General features: G+C 69.2%; 22 protein-coding genes. 11 read left to right on the forward strand and 11 right to left on the reverse strand.

The genetic code is table 11. The features are described from left to right. Window positions 1-5 precede the first annotated feature (5 nt). The 7 genes from BLU09_RS22740 to BLU09_RS22770 all read right to left on the reverse strand — a co-directional run bounded on the left by BLU09_RS22740 (window position 6) and on the right by BLU09_RS22770 (window position 8,940). Window positions 6-1,187, reverse strand: coding sequence for a hypothetical protein (locus BLU09_RS22740; protein ID WP_090491610.1), 1,182 nt, complete (start codon window positions 1,185-1,187; stop codon window positions 6-8). Window positions 1,188-1,367: 180 nt separating this feature from the next. Beyond that, window positions 1,368-3,764 (reverse strand): hybrid sensor histidine kinase/response regulator, encoded by a 2,397-nt coding sequence (locus tag BLU09_RS22745; protein ID WP_090491611.1) that lies wholly within the window; start codon window positions 3,762-3,764, stop codon window positions 1,368-1,370. Continuing rightward, on the reverse strand, window positions 3,761-5,578 hold the full coding sequence (locus tag BLU09_RS39915; RefSeq protein WP_090491612.1) for a methyl-accepting chemotaxis protein: 1,818 nt from the start codon (window positions 5,576-5,578) through the stop codon (window positions 3,761-3,763). Before BLU09_RS39915 ends, BLU09_RS22745 begins: the two co-directional genes overlap by 4 nt. Continuing rightward, window positions 5,575-7,362, reverse strand: a complete 1,788-nt coding sequence (locus BLU09_RS22755) for a methyl-accepting chemotaxis protein (RefSeq protein WP_011555120.1) — start codon at window positions 7,360-7,362, stop codon at window positions 5,575-5,577. The genes BLU09_RS39915 and BLU09_RS22755 overlap by 4 nt, the downstream gene beginning before the upstream one ends. Then, window positions 7,359-7,730, reverse strand: coding sequence for a protein CrdC (locus tag BLU09_RS22760; protein WP_090491613.1), 372 nt, complete (start codon window positions 7,728-7,730; stop codon window positions 7,359-7,361). The genes BLU09_RS22755 and BLU09_RS22760 overlap by 4 nt, the downstream gene beginning before the upstream one ends. A 3-nt stretch (window positions 7,731-7,733) precedes the next feature. Next, a complete protein-coding gene (locus BLU09_RS22765) occupies window positions 7,734-8,168 on the reverse strand; it encodes a chemotaxis protein CheW (RefSeq protein ID WP_163884324.1) in 435 nt (144 codons plus the stop codon). 22 nt (window positions 8,169-8,190) lie between these two features. Then, window positions 8,191-8,940 (reverse strand): OmpA family protein, encoded by a 750-nt coding sequence (locus BLU09_RS22770; protein ID WP_090491614.1) that lies wholly within the window; start codon window positions 8,938-8,940, stop codon window positions 8,191-8,193. 220 nt (window positions 8,941-9,160) lie between these two features. Between BLU09_RS22770 and BLU09_RS22775 the strand changes: the two genes are divergently transcribed. Continuing rightward, window positions 9,161-10,657 carry a sigma-54-dependent transcriptional regulator gene (locus tag BLU09_RS22775; protein WP_090491615.1) on the forward strand — a complete coding sequence of 499 codons (1,497 nt, stop codon included), beginning with the start codon at window positions 9,161-9,163 and terminating at the stop codon, window positions 10,655-10,657. On the opposite strand, the gene BLU09_RS22780 is transcribed toward BLU09_RS22775, so the two are convergent. The 4 genes from BLU09_RS22780 to BLU09_RS22800 all read right to left on the reverse strand — a co-directional run bounded on the left by BLU09_RS22780 (window position 10,606) and on the right by BLU09_RS22800 (window position 14,115). Beyond that, window positions 10,606-11,874: a tyrosine-type recombinase/integrase gene (locus BLU09_RS22780; RefSeq protein ID WP_090491616.1), complete on the reverse strand. Its 1,269-nt coding sequence runs from the start codon at window positions 11,872-11,874 to the stop codon at window positions 10,606-10,608. The genes BLU09_RS22775 and BLU09_RS22780 overlap by 52 nt on opposite strands. Next, a complete protein-coding gene (locus tag BLU09_RS22785; protein ID WP_306440810.1) occupies window positions 11,871-12,146 on the reverse strand; it encodes a helix-turn-helix domain-containing protein in 276 nt (91 codons plus the stop codon). The genes BLU09_RS22780 and BLU09_RS22785 overlap by 4 nt, the downstream gene beginning before the upstream one ends. Window positions 12,147-12,943: 797 nt before the next feature. Continuing rightward, complete coding sequence (locus BLU09_RS22795; RefSeq protein ID WP_208610768.1) at window positions 12,944-13,666, reverse strand: hypothetical protein; 723 nt, start codon at window positions 13,664-13,666, stop codon at window positions 12,944-12,946. A 53-nt stretch (window positions 13,667-13,719) separates the two neighbouring features. Continuing rightward, entirely contained in the window at window positions 13,720-14,115 is a 396-nt protein-coding gene (locus BLU09_RS22800) for a hypothetical protein (RefSeq protein WP_143043170.1), read from the reverse strand. Between the two features lie 201 nt (window positions 14,116-14,316). Between BLU09_RS22800 and BLU09_RS38850 the strand changes: the two genes are divergently transcribed. The 10 genes from BLU09_RS38850 (at window position 14,317) to BLU09_RS22845 (ending at window position 20,697) form a co-directional block, all read left to right on the forward strand. Further along, on the forward strand, window positions 14,317-14,457 hold the full coding sequence (locus tag BLU09_RS38850) for a hypothetical protein (RefSeq protein ID WP_167371131.1): 141 nt from the start codon (window positions 14,317-14,319) through the stop codon (window positions 14,455-14,457). An 83-nt stretch (window positions 14,458-14,540) separates the two neighbouring features. Next, the gene (locus BLU09_RS22805) at window positions 14,541-15,053 is read left to right on the forward strand and encodes a hypothetical protein (RefSeq protein ID WP_090491620.1); all 513 of its coding nucleotides are present in this window, start codon (window positions 14,541-14,543) and stop codon (window positions 15,051-15,053) included. Then, the gene (locus BLU09_RS22810; RefSeq protein ID WP_090491621.1) at window positions 15,050-15,427 is read left to right on the forward strand and encodes a hypothetical protein; all 378 of its coding nucleotides are present in this window, start codon (window positions 15,050-15,052) and stop codon (window positions 15,425-15,427) included. The genes BLU09_RS22805 and BLU09_RS22810 overlap by 4 nt, the downstream gene beginning before the upstream one ends. A 49-nt stretch (window positions 15,428-15,476) precedes the next feature. Then, window positions 15,477-15,674: a hypothetical protein gene (locus tag BLU09_RS22815; RefSeq protein WP_143043171.1), complete on the forward strand. Its 198-nt coding sequence runs from the start codon at window positions 15,477-15,479 to the stop codon at window positions 15,672-15,674. Window positions 15,675-15,753: 79 nt separating this feature from the next. After that, a complete protein-coding gene (locus BLU09_RS22820) occupies window positions 15,754-16,905 on the forward strand; it encodes an ERF family protein (protein WP_167371132.1) in 1,152 nt (383 codons plus the stop codon). A 286-nt stretch (window positions 16,906-17,191) separates the two neighbouring features. Beyond that, window positions 17,192-17,530 (forward strand): hypothetical protein, encoded by a 339-nt coding sequence (locus BLU09_RS22825; protein ID WP_090491624.1) that lies wholly within the window; start codon window positions 17,192-17,194, stop codon window positions 17,528-17,530. A gap of 249 nt (window positions 17,531-17,779) precedes the next feature. Beyond that, window positions 17,780-18,109, forward strand: coding sequence for a hypothetical protein (locus BLU09_RS22830; protein WP_090491625.1), 330 nt, complete (start codon window positions 17,780-17,782; stop codon window positions 18,107-18,109). 157 nt (window positions 18,110-18,266) lie between these two features. Then, the gene (locus tag BLU09_RS22835; RefSeq protein ID WP_090491626.1) at window positions 18,267-19,967 is read left to right on the forward strand and encodes an amidohydrolase; all 1,701 of its coding nucleotides are present in this window, start codon (window positions 18,267-18,269) and stop codon (window positions 19,965-19,967) included. 89 nt (window positions 19,968-20,056) lie between these two features. Beyond that, the gene (locus BLU09_RS22840; RefSeq protein ID WP_090491627.1) at window positions 20,057-20,284 is read left to right on the forward strand and encodes a hypothetical protein; all 228 of its coding nucleotides are present in this window, start codon (window positions 20,057-20,059) and stop codon (window positions 20,282-20,284) included. Between the two features lie 173 nt (window positions 20,285-20,457). Continuing rightward, window positions 20,458-20,697, forward strand: coding sequence for a hypothetical protein (locus BLU09_RS22845; protein WP_143043172.1), 240 nt, complete (start codon window positions 20,458-20,460; stop codon window positions 20,695-20,697). Window positions 20,698-20,719 lie beyond the last annotated feature (22 nt).

Raw genomic sequence — 20,719 nt, forward strand, 5'->3', positions numbered from 1 at the left:
TCGACTTAAGGTTGAACCGTCATGTTCAGGCGACGTGCAATCGCGGCGGCGAGTTCAGCGATCGAAAGCCATAGGTTGCGATTGGAACTGAAGCCGGAGCTGACAGAGAGCACGGCGTGCGTGCCTCTGGGCACCAGGCGAGTGAGCCCTTCATCCGGATTCGACGCGAGGATTGAACCATCGCTGTAAACGCACGCATCCACGTACCGTTCGGTGAGCGATTCGACGGGCGACCAGCTGCCGCCGTCCCAGCAGGCCGAGGTGCACGTCCCCACCAGGATCAACGCGTCTGAGGAAGTACCTGCAAAGGCAGAGGGGCCCTCGACGCCGGTCCTGAGCACCGTGGCCCCGCCGCGGTTCCAGCGAACGCATTCGCCTTCCGCTGCCAGCCAAAGCTCGCCGCCACTTCGGAAGATGGCCTCGTACCAGGAGTGTTCGGCGCTGGCGCCGTCTGGAATCTCGACCGGAACCATTTGCGAGCCTTCGAGCCGAAGCAGTTTCACGTTCGAGCCCGTCAGCCAGACCCCCTCGGCGTCGACCCACAAGCCATAGCCCACTCCGAAATCGGGCGAAGGGATTCGACTCCACTGAGCCCCGTCCCAATGAAAGACAACCCCTTCTCCGACTGCCCATACGTCTCGCGCATGGCGACCGGAGACCCGATGAAGCGGAACGCCCGCCCCCGTCTCCACGCGCGTCCAGCCGCTGGGACCGAGGTGATACGTCTCGTCCCCCACGACCCACGCCACTCCCGGCTCTGGAGACCAGAGATCGTCGAGGAATCCTTCGGACACGCGGGGCCCGTCGTGAACGGCCACGCCGTCCCACCGGCTCACCACTCCGTCGTCGCGCAGCATCAGCACGTCGTCTCCGGAGCGCGAGAGCGCGATGTAACCTCGCTCATCCGGAAAGTGTCGGAGGACCTCGAAGCCACGCTGAGCTGAGGGGATGACGCTGAAGTGAATCTCGCCCCAGCGCTCCCCTTCGTCCGGGGCCCGTTCCGATTCACCCGGTTGCACCTCGAGTGCGCTGCGCGGCAACTTGACGAGCAAGCGGGTCACACCGGCTCCGCGCTTGAACTCGACTTCGAGTCCTCCGCGCGCTTCTGCCTCCTGGCTGGCTGCCTTGACGAACGCCGCAGTGTGGAGCGTGTCGTCGTATCGAACCCACCTCACGTCGTAACCCATCGGACTGGTCCTCGAGCGCGGTGGGTTTGATCGACACCGCCGCGATGGCTCGGCAGTCTACCTACCGGCCTGCCCCCGTCAGCGGCCCTCCTCGCCTCCTCTGCTCCAACCCTCACCCTCAACCCGCATGGCTTCCATCCCGCCGACACGCCGGCGGGGTACAGCCAATGCAGGGGCCTGTCAGCCCAGCAGTCGCCGCACCACATCCACCAGGTCCTGGCGCACCAGGTCGCCCTTGGTGATGTAGCCGTCCACCCCGGCCGCCAACCCCCGCCGCCGGTCATCCTCCCCGCCACGGGTGGTGAGGATGACCACCGGGAGCCTCGAATGGACGGGGTGCCCCTTCAGGCGCCGGGCCAGTTCCAGGCCGTTCACCCCCGGCATCTCCAGGTCCGTGACGACCAGGTCCACGGGATGAGACTCCAGGACCTCCAGGGCCTCCGCGCCGTCCGAGGCGATGACGGTGTCGTACCCCACCGCCTCCAGCAGGTTGGCGATGAGCTCCCGGGTGAGGGGCGAGTCATCCACCACCAAAATGCGGCGCCGCCGGGCCTCGGGACCGGGCTCCACCGATGGGGGAGGACGCGGCAAGGCATTGCCTTGGTGAGCGCTGGCGGTGAGGAAGGCCGCCGAGAGCACCATGGCCAGGCGCCCATCCGCCAGGGACGTGGCCCCGGTGAGGTGGCCGAAGCGGCCCAGAATGCCCTTCAAGGGGAGGATGGCCTGGACCCGCTCCTCCAGGACGCGGTCCACCACCAGCGCCGCCGCGCCGCTCTGGCTCTTCACCACCAGGGCAAGCTCACCCTCGCGAGCGGGCCGCGGAGGCCCCAGCCCCAGCAGTGACGACAGCGGGGCCAGCGGCAGGACCCGGCCTTCCACCAGGAGCGACGGGCGGCCGGCCACCTCGCATTGGTCAACCGAGTCCACCTTCAGCGCCCGCGAGACATGGGTGGCGCTCAGGGCCAGCGTCTCCGTCCCCACCTGGATGAAGAGCAGCGGGGCCACGGTGAGGGAGACGGGGACGCGCAGCTCGAAGATGGTGCCCCAGCCCGGCGCAGACTCCACCCCGACGTCGCCGCCCAGGGCCTGGATGGAGGTGCGGACCGCGTCCAACCCCACGCCCCGGCCCGACAGGTCGGTGACGACGTCCCGCGAGGTGAAGCCCGGCAGGAAGATGAGCTCGCGGGCCGCGGCGTCCGACAGGGCGTTGGCGGCGCTCTCGTCGAACAGCCCCCTGCGCACGGCCACCTTGCGGAGTTGGACGGGGTCCACGCCCATGCCGTCGTCCTCGACACGGAGGTTGATGCGGTTGCCCTCTCGAGCGGCACGCAGCGTGAGACAGCCACGCGGCTTCTTGTCCGCCGTGACGCGGTCCACCCGCGTCTCCAGTCCGTGGTCCAGGGCGTTGCGGACCAGGTGCATCAACGGCTCGCGAAGCGCCTCCACGACGGCGCGGTCGGCGCGAGTGTCCTCGCCATCGACGACCAGCTCCACCTCCTTGCCCAGCGCGCGGGACAGGTCGCGCACCATGCGCGGGTAGGGCTCGAAGAGGACGGAGAGCGGCAGCATGCGCAGCGTCTGCACCTCCTCCACCAACATGCCCAGGTCGCGCAGTTCCGCGTTGGAAAGCAGCTTCGACTCGCGGTGGAGGACCGCGGCCATCTCCTTGGCCGAACCCAACCGTGCCGCCAGCGCGGCGCCCGCGGGCCCCAGGTCTTCCGCCTCGCGAGCAAGCTGGCTCAGCTCACGGGCCAGGGCCAGGCGCCGGGCATTGGCCAGCTCCCGGCGACGCGCCACCTGCGTGAGGTTGGTGACGGCGCTGGTGAGCAGGTCCAGGCTCTCCACGCCGATGCGCACCGCGGTGTCCGGACGTGACTCGGGCTGTCGGGGTGCCGTGAGGCCGTTGGCCCCCTGCACCGATGGAGCCGAGGAGGCCGCCCGGGCTCCCGCCCCGGAGGACGCCGCGGCGCCAGAGGCTTGCGGAGAGACGAGGCTGGGCATCGCGCTCCGGCCCGGTGGAGGCACGTGAGGCCGGGTCCCCTCCGCGACGGGGACCGTCAACAGCCGCCCCGGAGAAGCCCCCGGGTTCGTCTGCACGGCGGAGGGGGGGCCACCTTGGGCGCCTACGCGGCCAGCGGCCTCCGGAGTCGCGGGGGCTCCTTCTGCGGGCGCGAGGCTTCCGGGCGGCAGCCGCACCGACTCGGAGCGGACGCACTCCTGCAACCACGCGACGAGCCGCTCCACCGCGGGCGGCGGCTCATCGGCGGCCTGCGTCCCGGAGAACACGAGCACGGCGTCCGCCGTGGTCAGCAACGCATCCGTGGACGCGGGTGAGAGCGCGTAGCGCAAGGGCTCGGTGCAGCGGACCAGCTCCTCCATCTCGTGCACCAGCACGTTGACGTCATCGAAGCCCATCATCCGGGCTTCCCCCTTCAAGCCGTGCAGCTCTCGCAGCACGCCCCGCCCCGCCTCCGCGCTGGCGCCAGACTCCAGCTCCATCAAGGACCGGGTGATGCGCTCCAGGCGCACCGTCACCAGGTCCCGGAACTGCCTGAGCAGGCGCTCGCTCGGGGTCACCCGCCCTCCTCCCCCAGCGGCTCCTGGCCAATCTGGAAGCGCTCCACCACGCCCTGCAGGTCCCTGGCGAGCACGAGCAGGTCCGTGTTCGCCGTCGTCACCTGCTTGGTGGCGTTGAGGCTCTGCTGGGTGATGCGGAGGATGTCCGCCATCGTGTCGGCGAGCTGGTCGGTGCCCATCTGCTGCTGCTGCGTGGCCAGGGAGATGCTGCGCACCGCGTAGGACGTCTGCCCGGCCAGGTCGACAATCTGCCGCAGCGACTCGGACACCTGCTGCGCCAGCGTGGTGCCCGTCTCCACCGCGCGCACGCCGCCCTCGGTGGCGGACACGGCCGCGGCGGAGGCCTCGCGCACCTCCTCGATGAGCCCCTCAATCTCCTTCGTGGACTCCAGCACGTTCTCCGCCAGCCGCCGCATCTCCGCCGCCACCAGCGAGAAGCCCCGGCCCACCTCACTGGCCTTGGTGCCCTCCAGCTCGGCGTTGAGCGCCAGCAGCTCCGACTTGTCAGCGACGCCGTTGATGAACTCGACGATCTTGCCAATCTGCTGCACGCGCTTGTTGAGCCGCACCACGGCGGAGGAGATGGCGCCGTTGTCCTGGCGCATGCGCGCCATGGAGCCCAGGAAGGCCTCCGCGCTCCCCTGCCCCTGCTGCGCCGCGCCCAGCGTGCGCTGGGCAATCTCCGCCACCGAGCCCGCGTTCTCGGCGATCTGCCGCGCCGAACGCGCCAGCTCCTCCGTGGTAGCGCTCGTCTCGTCCAGCGAGCTGGCCTGCTCCGTCGCGCCCGCTTCGTAGCGTCCCGACGTGGTGAGAATCTCCTCCGTGGTCGCCGAAATCTGCGCGCCCGCCCGCTGCAACTGCGACATCACGTCCGCCAGATGCACGCGCATGGTGGTGAACGCCGCGGAGACGTCCCAGACCTCGTCCTCCGCGGGCACCACGCGCGGGCTGGCCAGGTCTCCCTCGGCGATGCGCTTCGCCTCGCGCGACAGCTCCCGGAGGGGCTTCCCCAGCATGGTGCCGCCCAGGTAGGCGGCCGTCAGCGCCAGCGCGAAGACGAGCAGCACCAGCCCTCCGCCCTGCGTCAGCGCCTCGACTCGAAGCTCCTGCGCCAACATCACCTGACGGCTGACGTCCCGCTCCGCCATGAGCCGGGTGAAGATGTGGTTGCTCAGCGCCGACGCGAGCTGCGCGGACAGCACCGCGGGCGTCATCACCGCCACGAAGGCGAAGGCCGCCAGCCGCGCACGCAGCTCCGCGCGCCGGGGCATGGCCTCGATGAGCTGCGCGTGCGTCATGCCCAGCTCCGCCAGCCACAGCACCACCTTGCGCGAACGAAGCACGACGAGGCAGTACACGAGCAGCGCGGTCAACGGCCCGAAGAGCAGGCCCAGCGCGGCGATGCGAGCGGCCACCGCCAACTCCACGCCCACGCCCAGCCACATGCACGCGCCCAGGGCCAGCGTGGTGACCAGCCACAGTCCCAGCGAGCCCAGGAAGGCCTCGTCCGGCGCGCGCGTCACCTCCGCCACCGCCGACGCCAGCGTCCGCGGCGTGGTGGGCACATCCCCACGCTCCAGCCCGCGCAGGGTGCGCTGCCGTCCCAGGGACACAGCGGCCCCCGACACCAGCGCCGTCGCGCAGAGCGCGCCGCCCAGGATGCCCATCAAGCCCATCCGGCCCGCCAGCGGCTCGGCGAGGGTGAGCGAGGCGAAACGCAGGCTGAGCGCCGCACCCACCAGGTTCGCCAGCGGGACGGGCGCCATGAGATGCCGGCTGAAGGAGGCCCGCCTGGGGCCCTTCTGCGCGCTCACGCGTCACCTCCCGGCCCGACGTGGAAGCGCTCCACCGCGTCTTTCAAATCACGCGCCAGGGTGGACAGGTCGGCGTTGGCCGCCGCCATTTGCTTGGTGGCCGCGAAGTTCTGCTCGGTGACGCGGAGGATGTCGCCCATGGCCGCCGCCAGCTGGTCCGTTCCCGTCTGCTGCTGCTGCGTGGCCAGGGAGATGCTGCGCACCGCGTGGGACGTCTGCCGGGCCAGCTCCAGGATGAGGCTCAGGCTTTCGTCCACCTGCGCGGCCAGCACCGTGCCCGCGTCCGTCGTCTTCAGCCCCGCCTCGGTGGCCATGACCGCGGCGTGCGTCGCATCGCGAATCTCCGCGATGAGCTGCTCAATCGCCTTCGTGGAACGGATGACGTTCTCCGCCAGGCGCCGCATCTCCGCGGCCACCAATGAGAAGCCGCGGCCCACCTCGCCCGCCTTGGTGCCTTCCAACTCGGCGTTGAGCGCCAGCAGGTCGGACTTGTCGGCAATTTCGTTGATGAACTCCACCACCTTGCCAATCTGCTGCACGCGCTTGTTGAGCCGCACCACCGCGTCCGCGATGGCCTGGTTGTCCTCCTTCATGCGCTGCATCGCGCCCAGGAAGGCGGCGGCGCCTCGCTGTCCCGTCTGCGCGGCGGCGAAGGTCGTCTCGGCGATGGCGGACACCGACTCCGCATTGCCGGCAATCTGTTGCGCCGAGCGTGCCAGCTCCTCCGTGGTGGCGCTCGTCACGTTGAGCGACGCGGACTGCTCATCCGCGCCGGACTCCTGCTCACCGGACGTGGCCACCAGCTGCTCGGTGGTGGTTGAAATCTGGAGGCCCGCGCGCCGCAGCTGTGCCAGCGCCTGCCCCAGCTGCGTCTGCATCTGCGCGAAGGCGGCGGAGGTGGCCCACACCTCGTCCTCCGCGGCGATGATGCGCGGCGGGCGGAAGTCGCCCTGGGCGATGCGCGTGGCGTCCTCGGTGATGGAGCGCAGCGGCTCGGCGATGACGGCGCCGCCCACATAGGCCGTCATCATCACCAGCACCGCGACCAATCCAGCCACCGCGAGCCCGCTCGTCTCACTGGCCCGTCCCGCCACGTCGCGCTGCACGTGGGCTGGCGCGCCCACCATCGCATCCACCGCGTCCATCGCCCGCGTCACCGACGCGTCGAGGATGAAGAAGGACGGGCTGAGCACGGCGATGGCGGTGAAGAGCACCATCCGCCGGCGGATGTGCAGGCGGCGCGGCGGCGCCGTGGCCACCACCTCCAGCGGGGACAAGCCCTGGGCCGCCACCAACTCCACCGCCTTGCGGGCGCGGCGAGCCACCATCAGGTAGACGAACAGCGCGCTCAGCGGCCCCAGGAACAGGCCCATCAGCGCGAGCCGCATCCCCAGCATCCACGTCCCACCCACCAGCGGTACGAAGACGAGCGCCACGCCCAGCGAGGCCAACAGCCAGCACTGAAGGACGAAGGCGAAGCTCCGCTCCGGGAAGGAGCGCGCTTCCAGCAGCGCCTTGAGCAGGGCCTCGTGCGTGGACGGCAGCCGGCCTTCGCCCAGCGCGTACAGCACCCGCAGCGCGCGCCTGCCATGGACGCCGGTGAACCAGAGCGCCAGCGACAGCGCCACGCCCACCAGCAGCAGGAAGGGCCCCCAGGTGCCCTCGGGCACCGTGCCGGTGAGCTGGCAGTGCAGCAGCACCAGCACCGTGCCCATGGAACTGCCCAACAACGCGGGACGCGCGGTCCACCGCGCCAGGCCCCTCATGCCCCCGGGCACCGTCATGCACCCTCCCCTGGATGCCCGCGCAGGAAGCGCTCGAAGTCCGCCAGTCCCACGAGGGGCCACAGCGCTCCTCGCGCCATCACGAAGCCCTGGAGGCTGCCCCCTGACGCGCGCACCGTCACCAGCGGCGCGGGCAGCACCCGGTGCGGCTCCGCGTCGATTTCCAGCGCGTCCACGCCCACCGCCCCGCCCGAGGCGGACACCAGCACGCGGGCGGAACCCTCCGTCTCATGGAAGGCCCGGCGCGCGGAGGCCGCCGCGTGCCCGGAGGGCGACGCGATGGAGGCCACCTCGTGCGCATGGAAGGCGAGCCGGTGGGGACCGGCATGACACAGGAGCATTCCCCGGACGTGGCCCGGCGGCTCCATGACTCAGGTCCCCTGACTGAGGTGGTCGAAGAGCCCTTCCGGGTCGATGACGGCCACGTCCCGGGGGCCGCTCTTGGCGGGGCCGCGCAGGTGGACGTGGACGCCCGTGGGGCCCAGGGGCTCCAGCGTGCCCGTCACCGGGGAGACGCCGGCCACCGTACTGGCCGTGAGGGCCAGGGTCCCACGCGGCAGGCGCACGAGCACCGCCCTTCGGGAACCCTGACTGACGCCGCCCACCAGCAGGCCCATGTCCACGACGGGGATGACTTCACCCCGATGCGCGAACACGCCCAGCAGGTGGGCTGGAGCGCCAGGTACCCGCGTGAGCTCGGGGAAGGTCACGACCTCCGCCGCGCTCTCCGCGGGTACCGCATACCAGCTACTGCCACAGGCGAAGACGAGATAGGACTGACGCGCTTCCGGCTCTTGGACGGCCATCACACGCGCAGCCTACCTCAGACTAGCGCTGGAACTCGACGCGGCGGTTCTCGGACCACGCGTCTTCGGACGAAGCGGAGTTCACCGGGCGGGTCTCACCATAGCCCACCGTGCCCAGCTGGCTGGCCGGCACGCCCAGGTCCGTCAGGTAGCGCTTGACGGACGCCGCGCGGCGGTTGGAGAGCTGGAGGTTGTACTCCTCGGTGCCGCGCTCGTCGGCGTGGCCCGCCAGGGTGACGCGGCCCGGCGCGGTCTTCATGCACTGAGCCAGGTCGGACAGGCGCTGCTGCGCGTCCGCGGACAGGCCAGACTCGTTGAAGCCGAACGGGATGGGGCTCCAGTCGCAGCGGTCCGCGGAGGCCGTCACGCACTGGCCGGCCTGGCACTCCTGGCCCTCGCCGCAGTCAGCGCTGGACGCACAGGTGTTCTCGGGAGCCTGGCAACGGCCGGACTCGCACTTGCCGCCGCCGGGGCACTGGGTGTCCTGCTGGCACTGGGCCTCGGCGCACTTGCCGGCCTCACAGATGCGGCCGCTGCCACAAGCGCTGTCCGTGGTGCACTCCGGCGGCTTGGGGGCGCACTTGTTCGCCTGGCAGGTGAAACCCTCCTGGCAGTTGGCGTCGGTGGCGCACTCCTGGCACTGGCCCTGGACGCAAACTTCGCCCTTCTCCGCGCAGTGCTCGTCCTCGTTGCACTTCGGATAGGAAGGGGTGCAGCCGCCCATGATGGCGACGGCGAGGGAGAGCCCCGCCAAAAGGGAAATCTGACGCATTATTTCCTCCAGAATTCTGTAGTCGAAAACGCGCCCGCGCCCGCGGGGGTGTAGTCGTTGGCGTGTAGTCTCACTGGAGGGGGTGAGTCAAAACATTTGTCCCGCGCAGGACACCCCACCCCATCGTCGAAACCCTTGAATCTCCAAATATTTTCCGTGAGATTGTCACGATTGACCCGCGTGTGGCGCGCCCCGTGGCTCGCCTCGGGGAAAGCCCGCCATGCCCGCCTCTGTCCTCATCGTCGATGACGAGAAGAACATCCTCCTCACCCTGAGCCAGTCACTCCAACTGGCGGGGTATCAAACGCACCTGGCGAACAGCGGGCAGGTGGCCCTGGATGTCGTCAGCGCCCGTCCCGTGGACGCGGTGCTGATGGACGTGAAGATGCCGGACATGGACGGCCTCACGGCCCTGGCGAAGCTGACCGAGCTGAAGCCGGAGCTGCCCGTCATCATGATGTCCGGGCACGGCACCATCGACACCGCGGTGAAGGCCACCCAACTGGGAGCCAGGGACTTCCTGGAAAAGCCAATCGCCCGGGAGCGGCTGCTGGTGGCGCTGCGCAACGTGCTCAAGCACCAGGCCGCCATGGCGGAGCTCCAGGAGCTGCGGGCGCAGCTGGGCCGCTACGACATGGTCGGCAGTGGACCGGCCATGCAGCGCATCTTCTCGCTCATCCAGCGCACGGCGCCTTCCGAGGGCCGGGTGCTGATTACAGGTGAGAACGGCACGGGCAAGGAGCTCATCGCGCGGGCGCTGCACCAGCACTCGAAGCGCAAGGGGCAGCCCTTCGTGAAGCTCAACTGCGCCGCGGTGCCGCATGAGCTCATCGAGAGCGAGCTGTTCGGCCACGAGAAGGGCGCCTTCACCGGCGCGGTGAGCGTGCGGCGAGGCAAGTTCGAACTGGCCCACGAGGGCACGCTCTTCCTGGACGAGATTGGCGACATGCCGCAGGCGATGCAGGCCAAGCTGCTGCGCGTGTTGCAGGAAGGTGAGCTGGAGCGCGTGGGCGGCGCGGAGACGCACAAGGTGGACGTGCGCGTCGTCGCGGCGACGAACAAGAACCTGGAGGCGGAGATTGCCGCCGGGCGCTTCCGCGAGGACCTCTACTACCGCATCAACGTGGTGCAGATTCATTCGCCTCCGCTGCGCGAGCGGCGCGAAGACCTGCCGGACCTCATCAAGACGTTCCTCGACGAGGCCTGCGCCAAGAATGGACGCCGGCCGCTGACGCTGTCCCCCGACGCGCTGGCGGTGATGAGCGCCTACGACTATCCCGGCAACGTGCGCGAGCTGCGCAACCTGGTGGAGCGGCTCGCCATCCTGTGTGAAGGCCCCATCGTCACCCGGACGGATGCGCTGGAGCTGTTGCCCCGGGGCCGGAACGTGCCGCCGCCCTCACCGGTGGAGACACCCGCGAGCCCCCTGCCCCCTCCTTCTCCCGAGGCGGCCGTGGTCCTGGCGTCCAGTACGCCCGCGCCCGCCATCGCCGCCCCGGTGGCGACCGAGCCTCCCGCGCCCGTGGGCTTCCGGCCTCGCGCGGACCGGACGTTCCGCGAGCAGGTGGAAGACGCCGAGCGGGAAATCATCCAGCACGTGCTTTCCCATACACACGACAACGTGACGGAAGCCGCGCGGTTGCTCGACCTGGAACGCGGTCACTTCTATAAAAAAATGAAGGCCTTGGGCTTGCGGCGCGGCGGCTCTGAGTCGTAACGCATTGGATTCATTGAGACCTCCATGGTGGTTGCGTGTGTGCTGCGTGAGTTGGCGGCACCCCGTGTGCTCGCCGCGTGCTCAACTGCGGGAATGGAAACCAGACGAAGGGCGCTGACTCGGCTGGCCTGATGCTCGACATCACGGCCTACGTAGTACGTGGCAGTGACGGCTGGAGTGGAGTGTCCGGCGAGTTGCTGGGCAACGGCGATGTCGCCACCCGAGTCCCGAATCAGGTGGGTGATGAACGTCTTGCGAAGCGTGTGGAAGGTGGTGCCTTCCGGCATCTCCACTCCAGCGCGCTTGGCGATGTTGCGCAGCAGTCTGGCCGTGTGCCAGGCCTCGTGCCGCATCCCTCCCTTGCGAGGTGCCGGGAAGACGTACTCCGACGTCGCGGTGCGGCGGGCGGCTGCAATCTCCGGCAGCAGCGCCGGATGCAGTGGCACCACGCGCGCCTTGAAGCTCTTCGTCGTCGCACGGCCCCAACTGCGCTGGTAGTGGACGGTGCCAGTCGGCCCCTCATCGAAATGAAAGTCGCTCCATCTCAGCGCGCCGAACTCACCACGGCGGCCACCTGTGAGCACCGCCAGAAGAATGAGCAGCCGGAACTGCCCGGCCGCCTCAAGCACTCTCTCCACCTGCTCGCGGGACAGGAACAGGACATCCTTCTTGGCGACCTCTGGCCGGGGCACGGCCTTCCACGGGTTTTCGCGCGCGACGCGCAGTCGGTTGACGCCGTACTCCCAAATGAGGCGCCCGCGGATGTGCAGCTGCCGCACCGTTGCCGCCGCCTGCCCTGCCGTGCGCGCCTTCGCGAGCAGCGCTTCGCAGTCCGCCGGCGTAACGTCGGACGTGGGCTTCCGGCCGAAGTGTGGGTCAAACCAGTTCTTCATCTGCGACTTCATCGGGTCCTGACTGGACAGGTGCGCGTGGGCCTCAAGGTACTGCGAGTGGAGCTTCGTGCAGGGGATGATGTTGAACGCCGCAGGCTCCAGCCCAGCGCGCCGCTTCTCCCCCAAGAGGTGAAGCTCCATTGCCCGCTTCGTCGCGGCCTCTTCCAGAGCCTCGCCGCACGGCTCGCGAATGAGGGCGCCGGCCGCGTCCTTGTAGCGCACGTACCAGGTACCGAAGTCTGGCGCCTTGCGATAGAGGCGCTTGCCGGCCGCAAGCACGGCCTTTCCAGCCTTGTTCGGCCGGAAGTAGGCGCCGGGCTTCACTGCGTTCCCCCACTCGACCGCGACGCCACCCAGGCGCGAACCTTGCTCGGGTCGAAACGCACATTCCGGCCAAGGCGAATGAAGGGGAGTCCGCTGTTCATTCGCACCTGACGCCACACCCAGTGGGGAGACACCTTGAGGTAGGCGGCCGTCTCAACAGCCGTCCAAAGGCCCCCCTCCGGCACCACAGTGAGGGTCGGCGCTCTCAGCCCCACCCCATCTCCGCTACCGCTGTCGCAGTTGCCCATCACTGGTTTTCCACCCCTGAACATCCTATCAGATACCTCGACGTACTGACGTCCACCGCCGGGCCGTGAGTGAGCAGATGCACGGCCGCTGCCAATGTCGAGATGGCGACTGCACCTGTCCTCGCCCGAGCGCCGCTATTCGCCATCTCCATGAAACACAAGGTGCGCCTCAATCCACCGCAGCCTATTTCACGCGACACACACGCACTGCGACCGCCACGCCTCTCGACAAATACACGGAACCGGCATCTCTCCTGAGCAGCAGAACTTCACCCTGAGACACACCCCAACCACGCACTGTCTAATACTGTCAGCGACAGGCAATCCGGTGTCTGGGATTGGTGTCGCAAACGTGGACGGCCACGGGCGGTACACGCCGTGCCCTGCGTCTCGGCTCGTTGCTGTCGGGAGCTGGGCGGGCACGGCGCACCTCGAAAACAGCACGCCGACGGCGACGGTCAGGAGCACCGTCGGGTGCCGGAGCAAAAGCCGTCCAGCGCACTGGTGCGGCCCCTGCTCTCGAATCTGTGGGATGCTCGCTGACTGACCGTGTAACGCTCAGCGAGGTTGATGCTGCGGCCAAGGTGCCCCCTGGGGAGGGGGTTTGTCAAGTCTTGCTGGGCTGACAGCGACTCCCGCTCAGTCGCCGTCGGTGTGCTGCCCGTGTCGCTCCTGGTGCTGCGGACACTCCCACGCGGCACCGCAATCACAGGCGACGCGCACGGACGAAGCGCAGCAGGTGCCCGCGTCGCGCCTGGCTGCGGTGAGCCGAGGCGGCGGCCGACGCGGAGCACGGCGCGGGCGAGCTGCGACAGCGGGCGTCACCGTCCGCGCTCCCGGCCAATGCTCATGGGCACCGGACGCTCACCTTTGATGGGCAGGTAGCAGTTGCCCTGGTGCTCGACGGAGCGCTCCGGGCAGTTAGGTGCCTTGGCATCAAGCTTCGCCCAGCAACCACCGCGGATGGCGACATATCCCTTCGGACAGGGCGGGGTGTCCTGCCCTTCGAGCGGCCCGTCAGGCATCACGATGCGCTTGCGCATCGTCCATGGCTCTGGCGTCGAGCTGCCATGGAGGATGTCAGTGTAGGCCACGTTCGCAGGTGTCGCAGGGACGTCCCAGGTGAACTCGCTCCGTGGCGGCTCCTGCACCCGAACGTGGACCGTGGCCCCGGGCCACACCAGCAGGAGCAGCCCGGCAGCGACCGCAAGCGCTGGCGACCACCGATGGCGCCCGGCCCGCGTCCGAACCGGGATGCTGCTTACTGGTGGACACACGCGCGACAGGTGCTCACGCACGGCCTGCCCGTGTCCGACGTGTTCCACGAGCTCGGCGGCGCCCTCGAGCGCCCCCAGCACTGCCTCAGTGACGCGGCCCCGGGGAGGCGGCTCCCCTTGCACCTGGATCGCAACACCTCCGGGGGTGGGTAAGGCCGTGACGAGCACCTGCACGGGCTGCAGTTGCAGGTGCGGCGTCTCGCCTGTTGCCGCCTGAAGCAGCGCGGGCTGTCCCTCGTCACCGCGCGAGAGGTAGACGCGCCCCATGCGCTCCGGTAGCCCGCGCACTCTTGGCCCGCGGTACGGGCCCTTCGCGGCGCTCACTTCGAGCCGCCCTTCTTCGCGGCGGACTTCTTCTTGGCCGTCTTCTTGGCGCGCTCTGCCTCCTTCGCGCGCTCCATCTCCGCCAGCATGGCGTCGGTGACCTCGCCTTCGAGCGCCTCCCACATCTTGATGCCCTGGGCGTGAAAATCCCTGCTCACGTCGGTCTTCGTGACCGGCTTCCGAGTGATGGGGGACTTGATGCCACGCTTCGCCAGCACATCGGCGATGTACTCAAGCTTCCGCCAGTTCCTCGCGGTGTCGAGCATCAACTGCCGCTCGAGCTCCTCCAGCGGGTCCGGCTTGTCCATCAGTCCCATCGGGACGATCTCCTTGCGTCGGGTGGCTGCCGCCACAGGCATGACTCCCCTCCTTATGTGGGCGGCTGCGTCCATGGCAACCACCTCGTGAGCCCCTCACATAGTACCCACGGATATATTTTCCGCAAACCACTTGCAGATATATATCCGAGGCGCTACCTTGAGTTTCGTTGGAACGGCGGACGGACGGGGCTCCCGGGAGGGAGAGGGGCGGGACGGTGCGCGAGCTGGGTGGCCAGCGAGGACGCCGAGGCACGCAGGACACAGGGGGCAGCGATGACGGACGAAAAGACGGAGAAGATGGTGGAGGACGCGCTGGAGCGGTGGCGTAACCCGCCCCCGCTCACCGAGGACAAGAAGCGGCAGGCGCGGGCGGCCGAGGAACTGCTGGAGCTCATCGGCGACGACGAAGACTGAGTGGCCCGGCCCTGCGCACACCGCGGGGCCCGCCTGCCGGAGCGCATCCGGCCTCTCACCCCAATCCCTTGCAGGAGGCGCCCATGGCGCTGCTGGCGGAGCTTTGCCTTGTAGTCGACAGCCGAGAGGACCCGGGCCCCTGGGCACGGCGCGCGCTGCTGGTGCTCGAGTCCCGCGCCACGGCGGCCGGAGTGCGCACCTGGATGGTGGAGCGCGCCGTGTACGGCACCCTCCTCCTCGGCGCCACGGTGGCCCAGCATCACGCCACGCTGGGCGCGGCCCCGCTGCCGCAGGCGCTGGCCCAAGTGGCCGGGCTGACGGTGTCCCTCGTGGCGCTGCTGATGGGCGCCGAACTGGACTCGATTGCGGCCCGGGAACGCGAGCAGGCCGAGGCGGAGGGCCGCGAGCCGGTCCTCGTGGAGTGCTCGCCGCGCGCCGCGCAGCTCCGCGCCCTCCTGCCCTGGCTGGGACTCGCCGGCCTGGCGCTGGCCTTCGGTTGGCTCGGCGCGCTCGGTTTCTGTTGGCGCCTCGCATACCCCGCGTGGCGCCGCTGGTACCGGGTGCGCCGTCCGCTGGGCCTTGGGGCGGCGCCGTGAGCGGCGACCTCACGGACGTGGCCCGCCGTCTGCGCGGGCTGGAGCCCTGGTGGCGTCCGTCCGAGTCGGGCCGCATCCGCCAGTGCCTGGAGGAGGCCGACGCCCTCCCCGAGCGCCAAGCCCAGGCCCGCGAGGCACAGCGCGCGGCGCAGGACGAGCTCGCGAAGCTCCGCCCCGACGGCACGCCCGCCACGCAGGCGCGCTGGCGCGAATTGCAGGGCACGCTGACGGCACAGGCCCGGGTGCTGCGCGAGCTGGACACCGAGGAAAGCGCGCTGCTCGCGGCCCTGAGCGTGGAGCTGTGGTGGGCACGGACGACCGCGTGGAACGAGGGCGTGGCACGTATCAACGCGATGGAGGCCACGCAGCATTGAGAGTCAGACTCCCCGGGTACTGTGTTTGTGTATCAACCTCGGGGATTCAGTGCGATTCGACGAGCGATGCCACGCATACACCGAGGACCCCGAGCGCGCGTGGGTGCTGTGCGAGTTGCGGTACGGGCACGAAGGCAAGCACCGCGCCGGTGACATCGAGTGGGACGACGAGGCCAACGAAGTAGAGGCCGAGTTGAGAGAGCTACTGCGCCGGGCCGAGCAGGCCGCTGGCGAGGAATACGAGTGAGAGGGTTTGACCAATGACGTCAGCAACGGCAGGACTCGTTTATCACCCCCCGGCGGAGCCTCAGCGGAAGCTGAGTCTCGTGCGGAAGCTTGCAGAGGTGATGGGGTCGGTCGGGCACGTCCCGAAGTCCGGGCGTAACAACTTCCACAAATACGACTACGCCACGGAGGCGGACATCGTCGCGGCTGTTCGCACGGGGATGGCGGACCGCGCCCTCATGCTCATCCCCACCGTCGTGGACACGAAGTGGTCCCCTCCGGATCGTCAGAAGGACCGCCTCGTCACGCTGACCGTCCGCTTCACGCTGCATGACGGAGAGAGTGGGGAGGCGCTGTCCTTCGAGGTGTTGGGCGAGGGCCAGGACCCGGGCGACAAGGCGACGTACAAGGCCCTCACGGGCGCGACGAAGTACGCCCTGCTCAAGCTATTCTTGATTCCCACGGGAGACGACCCAGAGCAGGACGACGCGAACCCGCGCGGCGGGCAGCAGAGCCAGCAGCGGACCGGCCAGCAGGGGCAACAACGTGGCGCGCAACAGAGCCAGTCGCGCAACCGGCAGCAGCCCGAGCAAGGCCCCCAGGGGAAACAGCGAGGCGGCCAACAGAGCCAGCCACGGAACGGCCAGCAGCCCCAGCAGCCCCCCCAGGAGAAGCAGGGTTCCGCGCAACAGGGCAAGCCGAACCAGGTGGCGGAGCAGGGCGAGCGCCGCACCACCTCCCCTGCCTCTCGCGACTCACGCCCGCCCGAACAAGCGAGCCGCACTGAGCCCCCCGCCGGGACCGCGCCCACGGATGCCATCGGCTTTGGCAAACACAAGGCAGTGCGGCGCACGGAGGCCGCTACCGAAGTCCTCGTCGAGGCAGCGGCAGAGGGCGAGGCCATGCTCAAGCGGCAGCCCAACATCTTCAATGCTCCGGCGCTGAGGACCTCGCTCGACGCCATTCATGACGAGTTGGTGCTCCGTAATAAGGCGCCGGTTGGGACGAGCGCACCACAGAGGGCCACAGCGGCGAAGTGCGGCTTTGGCCCCTGGAAGAATCAACCCATCTCGTCGATGACGGACGGCGAACTGAACGCCGCAGTGGACATGGCCAACGAGAAGCTGCTGGAGGAGCCCAAGGCGCAGTGGGCGCCGGCGATGGAAGCCAACCGAGACCTGCTGCTCGCGGAGATTTCCCGGCGCGGAATGCTCGCGGCCCAAAACGGACGCGAGCCGGGCTCTGACGGCTGAGCATCACCACGCGGACGGAGCTGCGGCCCCAGCTCTCCGCGCAGCCGCCTCCCATCAGGCGGCACCCCGCGCCCACACGGGCGGGGCCTTCTCGTGGTGGCGGGCGGGCCAGTCGCTTCTCGGCGCTGGGCCGATCTACCCCGCCCGCCATCACACCCGCCGCGGATTGGCCGCGGCGGTGCAGTCCTCACGGCGTGACGCAGACGCCACGCGGTGCTCGGCCGGGGTTCAGCCCCCCTACCCGGCCGGGCGCCGCACCTTTTCCATGCAGCACCAGGAGGCAGCCATGTCGCAACCGACCATGACGCGCGAGAAGTTGGCCAAGCACAAGGTGCCCATCTACACGCTGGCGGCGCCAGTAGCTGGGTGGGAAGTCGGCCCGGGTGGAATGGTGGGCCCGGAGGTGACGATTCCCGTGGGCGCCCAGATGGTGTCCGTCACCCGGGAGACGTGTCACCTGTTGCTGGCGCGCTACGGCGACGACCAGAGCGTCGCCGACGTCATCTTTCCCGACGGCCGACACGAGTCCGTTTTTTACCGGCTGTCGGATGCGGCCACCGCCCTGCCTGAGTCCGTTCAGCACGTGGCGTGGTGCGCGGAGACGCAGACCTACGAGCCCGCCTGAGAGTCCCCGCCCGGGAGTCCCCTCCTGGGCCGCGTGACGGGCACGACACGCCCGTCCCAAGCCGCACCCCACGCAACAATCACAACCACGGAGCAACCAATGCGACTCCACATCGCAACGCTACTCGTCTGTCTGCTAGGCCCCCTTGCTGTCGTCGGCTGCTCGTCGTCCCCAAGGCTCTGGCGCCCACATGGCTTCGCCAGTCCGCCGGGCGTCCCCTCGGATGTGTGGGACGTGTGCGCCAATTCGATGTTGAGCGACACGAGCCGAATCATCACCGGCCCCTCGCACGAGGTGGACTTTCAATCCATGAAGCCGTTCGAGCAGGACTGCGTGCGCGCGGAGTACCTGCGCTCGTGCCTCGCCGAGGCATACCAGTTGGAGCGCGCGCAGGGCCCCAGGCTGCGCCCCAACGCCGTGAGTTGGAGCGCGGACTGGAAGGACACCTTGGATGACGCCGTTGACAAGTACTGCGACGACGAAGGCGGCGGCACGCCCGGCGCCCGCGGCCTGGTCCGAGCCCTCAACGAGAAGGCCGAGGGAAGCGGTCGCCGCTGCATCCCCTGCACCGTCCACTGACGCGCCGCTCTGACTCCACTGCTCGGGCGGGTGACGCCCCGAGCACCGCCGCGGAGCAGCAGCGCACTCCCCTCGACCTGCCGGCGCACCTCCGGCCCGCGGCCTCGGCTCACGCCGACGCAGCAGTCCCTCGCAGTCCCAGGAGCACCCCACACGTATGTTCCATCGACTCGTTGCACTTCTCGCCGTAGCTCTCGCCAGCGCTCCCGCGTTGGCCCAGCAGTCCACGTTGTATGAGGGCGGCAAGGTCTTCACCGCCCGCGATGATCGGCCCTTCGTCGAGGCTTTCGTGGTGCGCGGCGGCAAGGTGGCCGCCACCGGGAGCACGGGCGACCTCCGACTGCTGTTCCCCCACGCGCGCAGGGTGGACCTGAAAGGGATGACTGTCGTCCCGACGCTCAACGACTCCCACGCCCACGTCGCGAAGCTGACGGACGAGCGGTTCATCGTGGGTCCGCATCCATCCACCTGGGCGCCCGACGGCGGACCGACCGTCCAGGAGTGGGTGGTCTACATCTCGGAGCGCGCGGCGCAGAGCCCCGCCGGAACGCCCATCGTCGGGTACTACGGGAGGCGACTCTACGAGGACCTGAACGCCATGGGCGTGACGGCCCGTGACTTCCTGGACAGCATCACGACGCAACACCCCGTGGTCCTGCTGGAGTGGAGCGGGCACGCCAGCGCGTCCAACTCCGCGGCGCTCGATGCTGCGGACATCCGTGACTTCCAGCCCGACCCCTTTGGCGGGTGGGGTGGGCGCGATGACACCGGGCGCTTGACGGGCGTCCTCCAGGAGTACGCCATTCTCCCGCTGGTCCGGTACCTGAGCCGGATGGTTCCGGATGCGCACTACGTCTCGCAATATGGCGGCTGGGTCGCTGGGGCTGAGTCCGTGGGCGTGGGCGAGACGCACGATTACATTTTCGTGGATGAGGGCGAGCGCTTCGCGCCGGTCATCCAGCAGCTCCCGAGGCCGGATGCCATCGTCCCGCACTGCATCATCACGCGGGCTGGGCAGCAGTGTGCGCCAGGTCCGGACGGCATCATCCGCAGGAAGGTCTTCAGCGACGGGACGCAGGTGGCGTGCAGCGCCTACGTCACCGCAGCCTACCTTCGCCCGGAGTGGTGCCCCACCGGCTTCGATGTGAACGCAGGCTACGGCATCAAGAACCTGACCGACGCCCAGATGGACTGGGCCATCGACGACACTCTTCAGCGCGGCGGCATGCTCTCCGTGCACGCCATTGGCGATGCCGGCATCGAGCACATCCTCTCGCGGCTGGAGGCGCGGCCGGGCGTGAACTGGAAGGGCAAGGTCTCCATCGAGCACTTCAACGTCACGGGTGAAAGCCACGTGAAGCGCGCGAAGCGGCTCAAGGTGTCCATTAGCGGCATGGGCACCCACCAGTTCCTCATCCCCAGCATGATGGTTGAGCAGCACCCGGGCCACCTGCACACGCACGCGCTGAAGCTCCGTTCCCTACTGACGCCGGAACTGGACGACGACGGGGTGACGGTGCTGGAGCCGCTGACGCTCGCTCTCGGCTCGGACGCCTTCGGACCCCATGCCCCGTCCCCGTGGCTGGACGCGATGTTCCTGGTGACGGCGCCCTTCAACCCCACCGAAGCCCTGTCGATGGAGCAGGTGGTGCGGGCCTACACCCGTGGCACCGCGGAGGCGCGGCTCCGCGCGGACGTTGGTGTGCTGGCTGCCGGGAAGCGAGCCAACTTCGCGGTCCTCTCCCAGGACGTCTTCGCCGTGACGCCGGACAAGCTTCCGAAGACCGGCTCGGTTCTCACGGTGATTGACGGCGCCGTGCGGTGGAACACGGGCGTGCTGGACCTGTCCGTCCCCTGAGCCCTCCCCCTCGCTGTGACGTGAGCGCGGGAGGTGCTGCCCAGGCCGCCCGCGCTGTCTCCCCAACCAACGAACGCACGAGTCCACCAATGGAATACGTCGAAGTGAAAGCACCGTTCGTCGGAGCGCGCTTCACCTTCTCTGGCCCATGGGAGGAGCACGAGCAGCACAAGGGCAAGAGCGGCGTCATTCTCGAAGTGCTCCAGAACACCGAACTGGACGACCCGGAGGACCAGTACCGCGTGCGGCTCGACGACGGAGTGGAACTCGTCGCGTGGGCCGAGGAACTGGGTGGCTTCTACGAGCCCTCCCCCTGATTCGCGCGCGGCCGGTGCTGCCCAGGCCGCCCGCGCTGTTTCCCCCAACCCGTAATCCTGGAGTGCTGACGATGCGCTGGATGCTGTTGTTGACGATGTGTGTGGTGGCCGGGTGCACAAGCCCGAAGCCCAGCAGATTCTCTGCGGCCCAGAACCGTAGGGCGCAGGCCTCGATGGACTGCGTCGACGCGGCCGAGGCGCAGGTGGCTGGCGGCGACTACGCCGGCTGGTCCGCCGGTGAGACGACGTGCCTCCAGCGACTGGTGGCGTCCGACTGCGCCAGCAGGGCGTGGGCGCAGGACGGGGACGCCCAGTCCTCTGAGGCAGCCGCGCGCTACCAGTCCCGCGTCCTCGAGGACTGCGGCGCCGACCTCACCGAGCGAGTCCGCGCCGCATTCGAGTCCGGACTCTGATCTTCACGGGGCTGGGTGACTC

The sequence above is a fragment of the Myxococcus virescens genome, assembly GCF_900101905.1.
GTDB lineage: Bacteria > Myxococcota > Myxococcia > Myxococcales > Myxococcaceae > Myxococcus > Myxococcus virescens.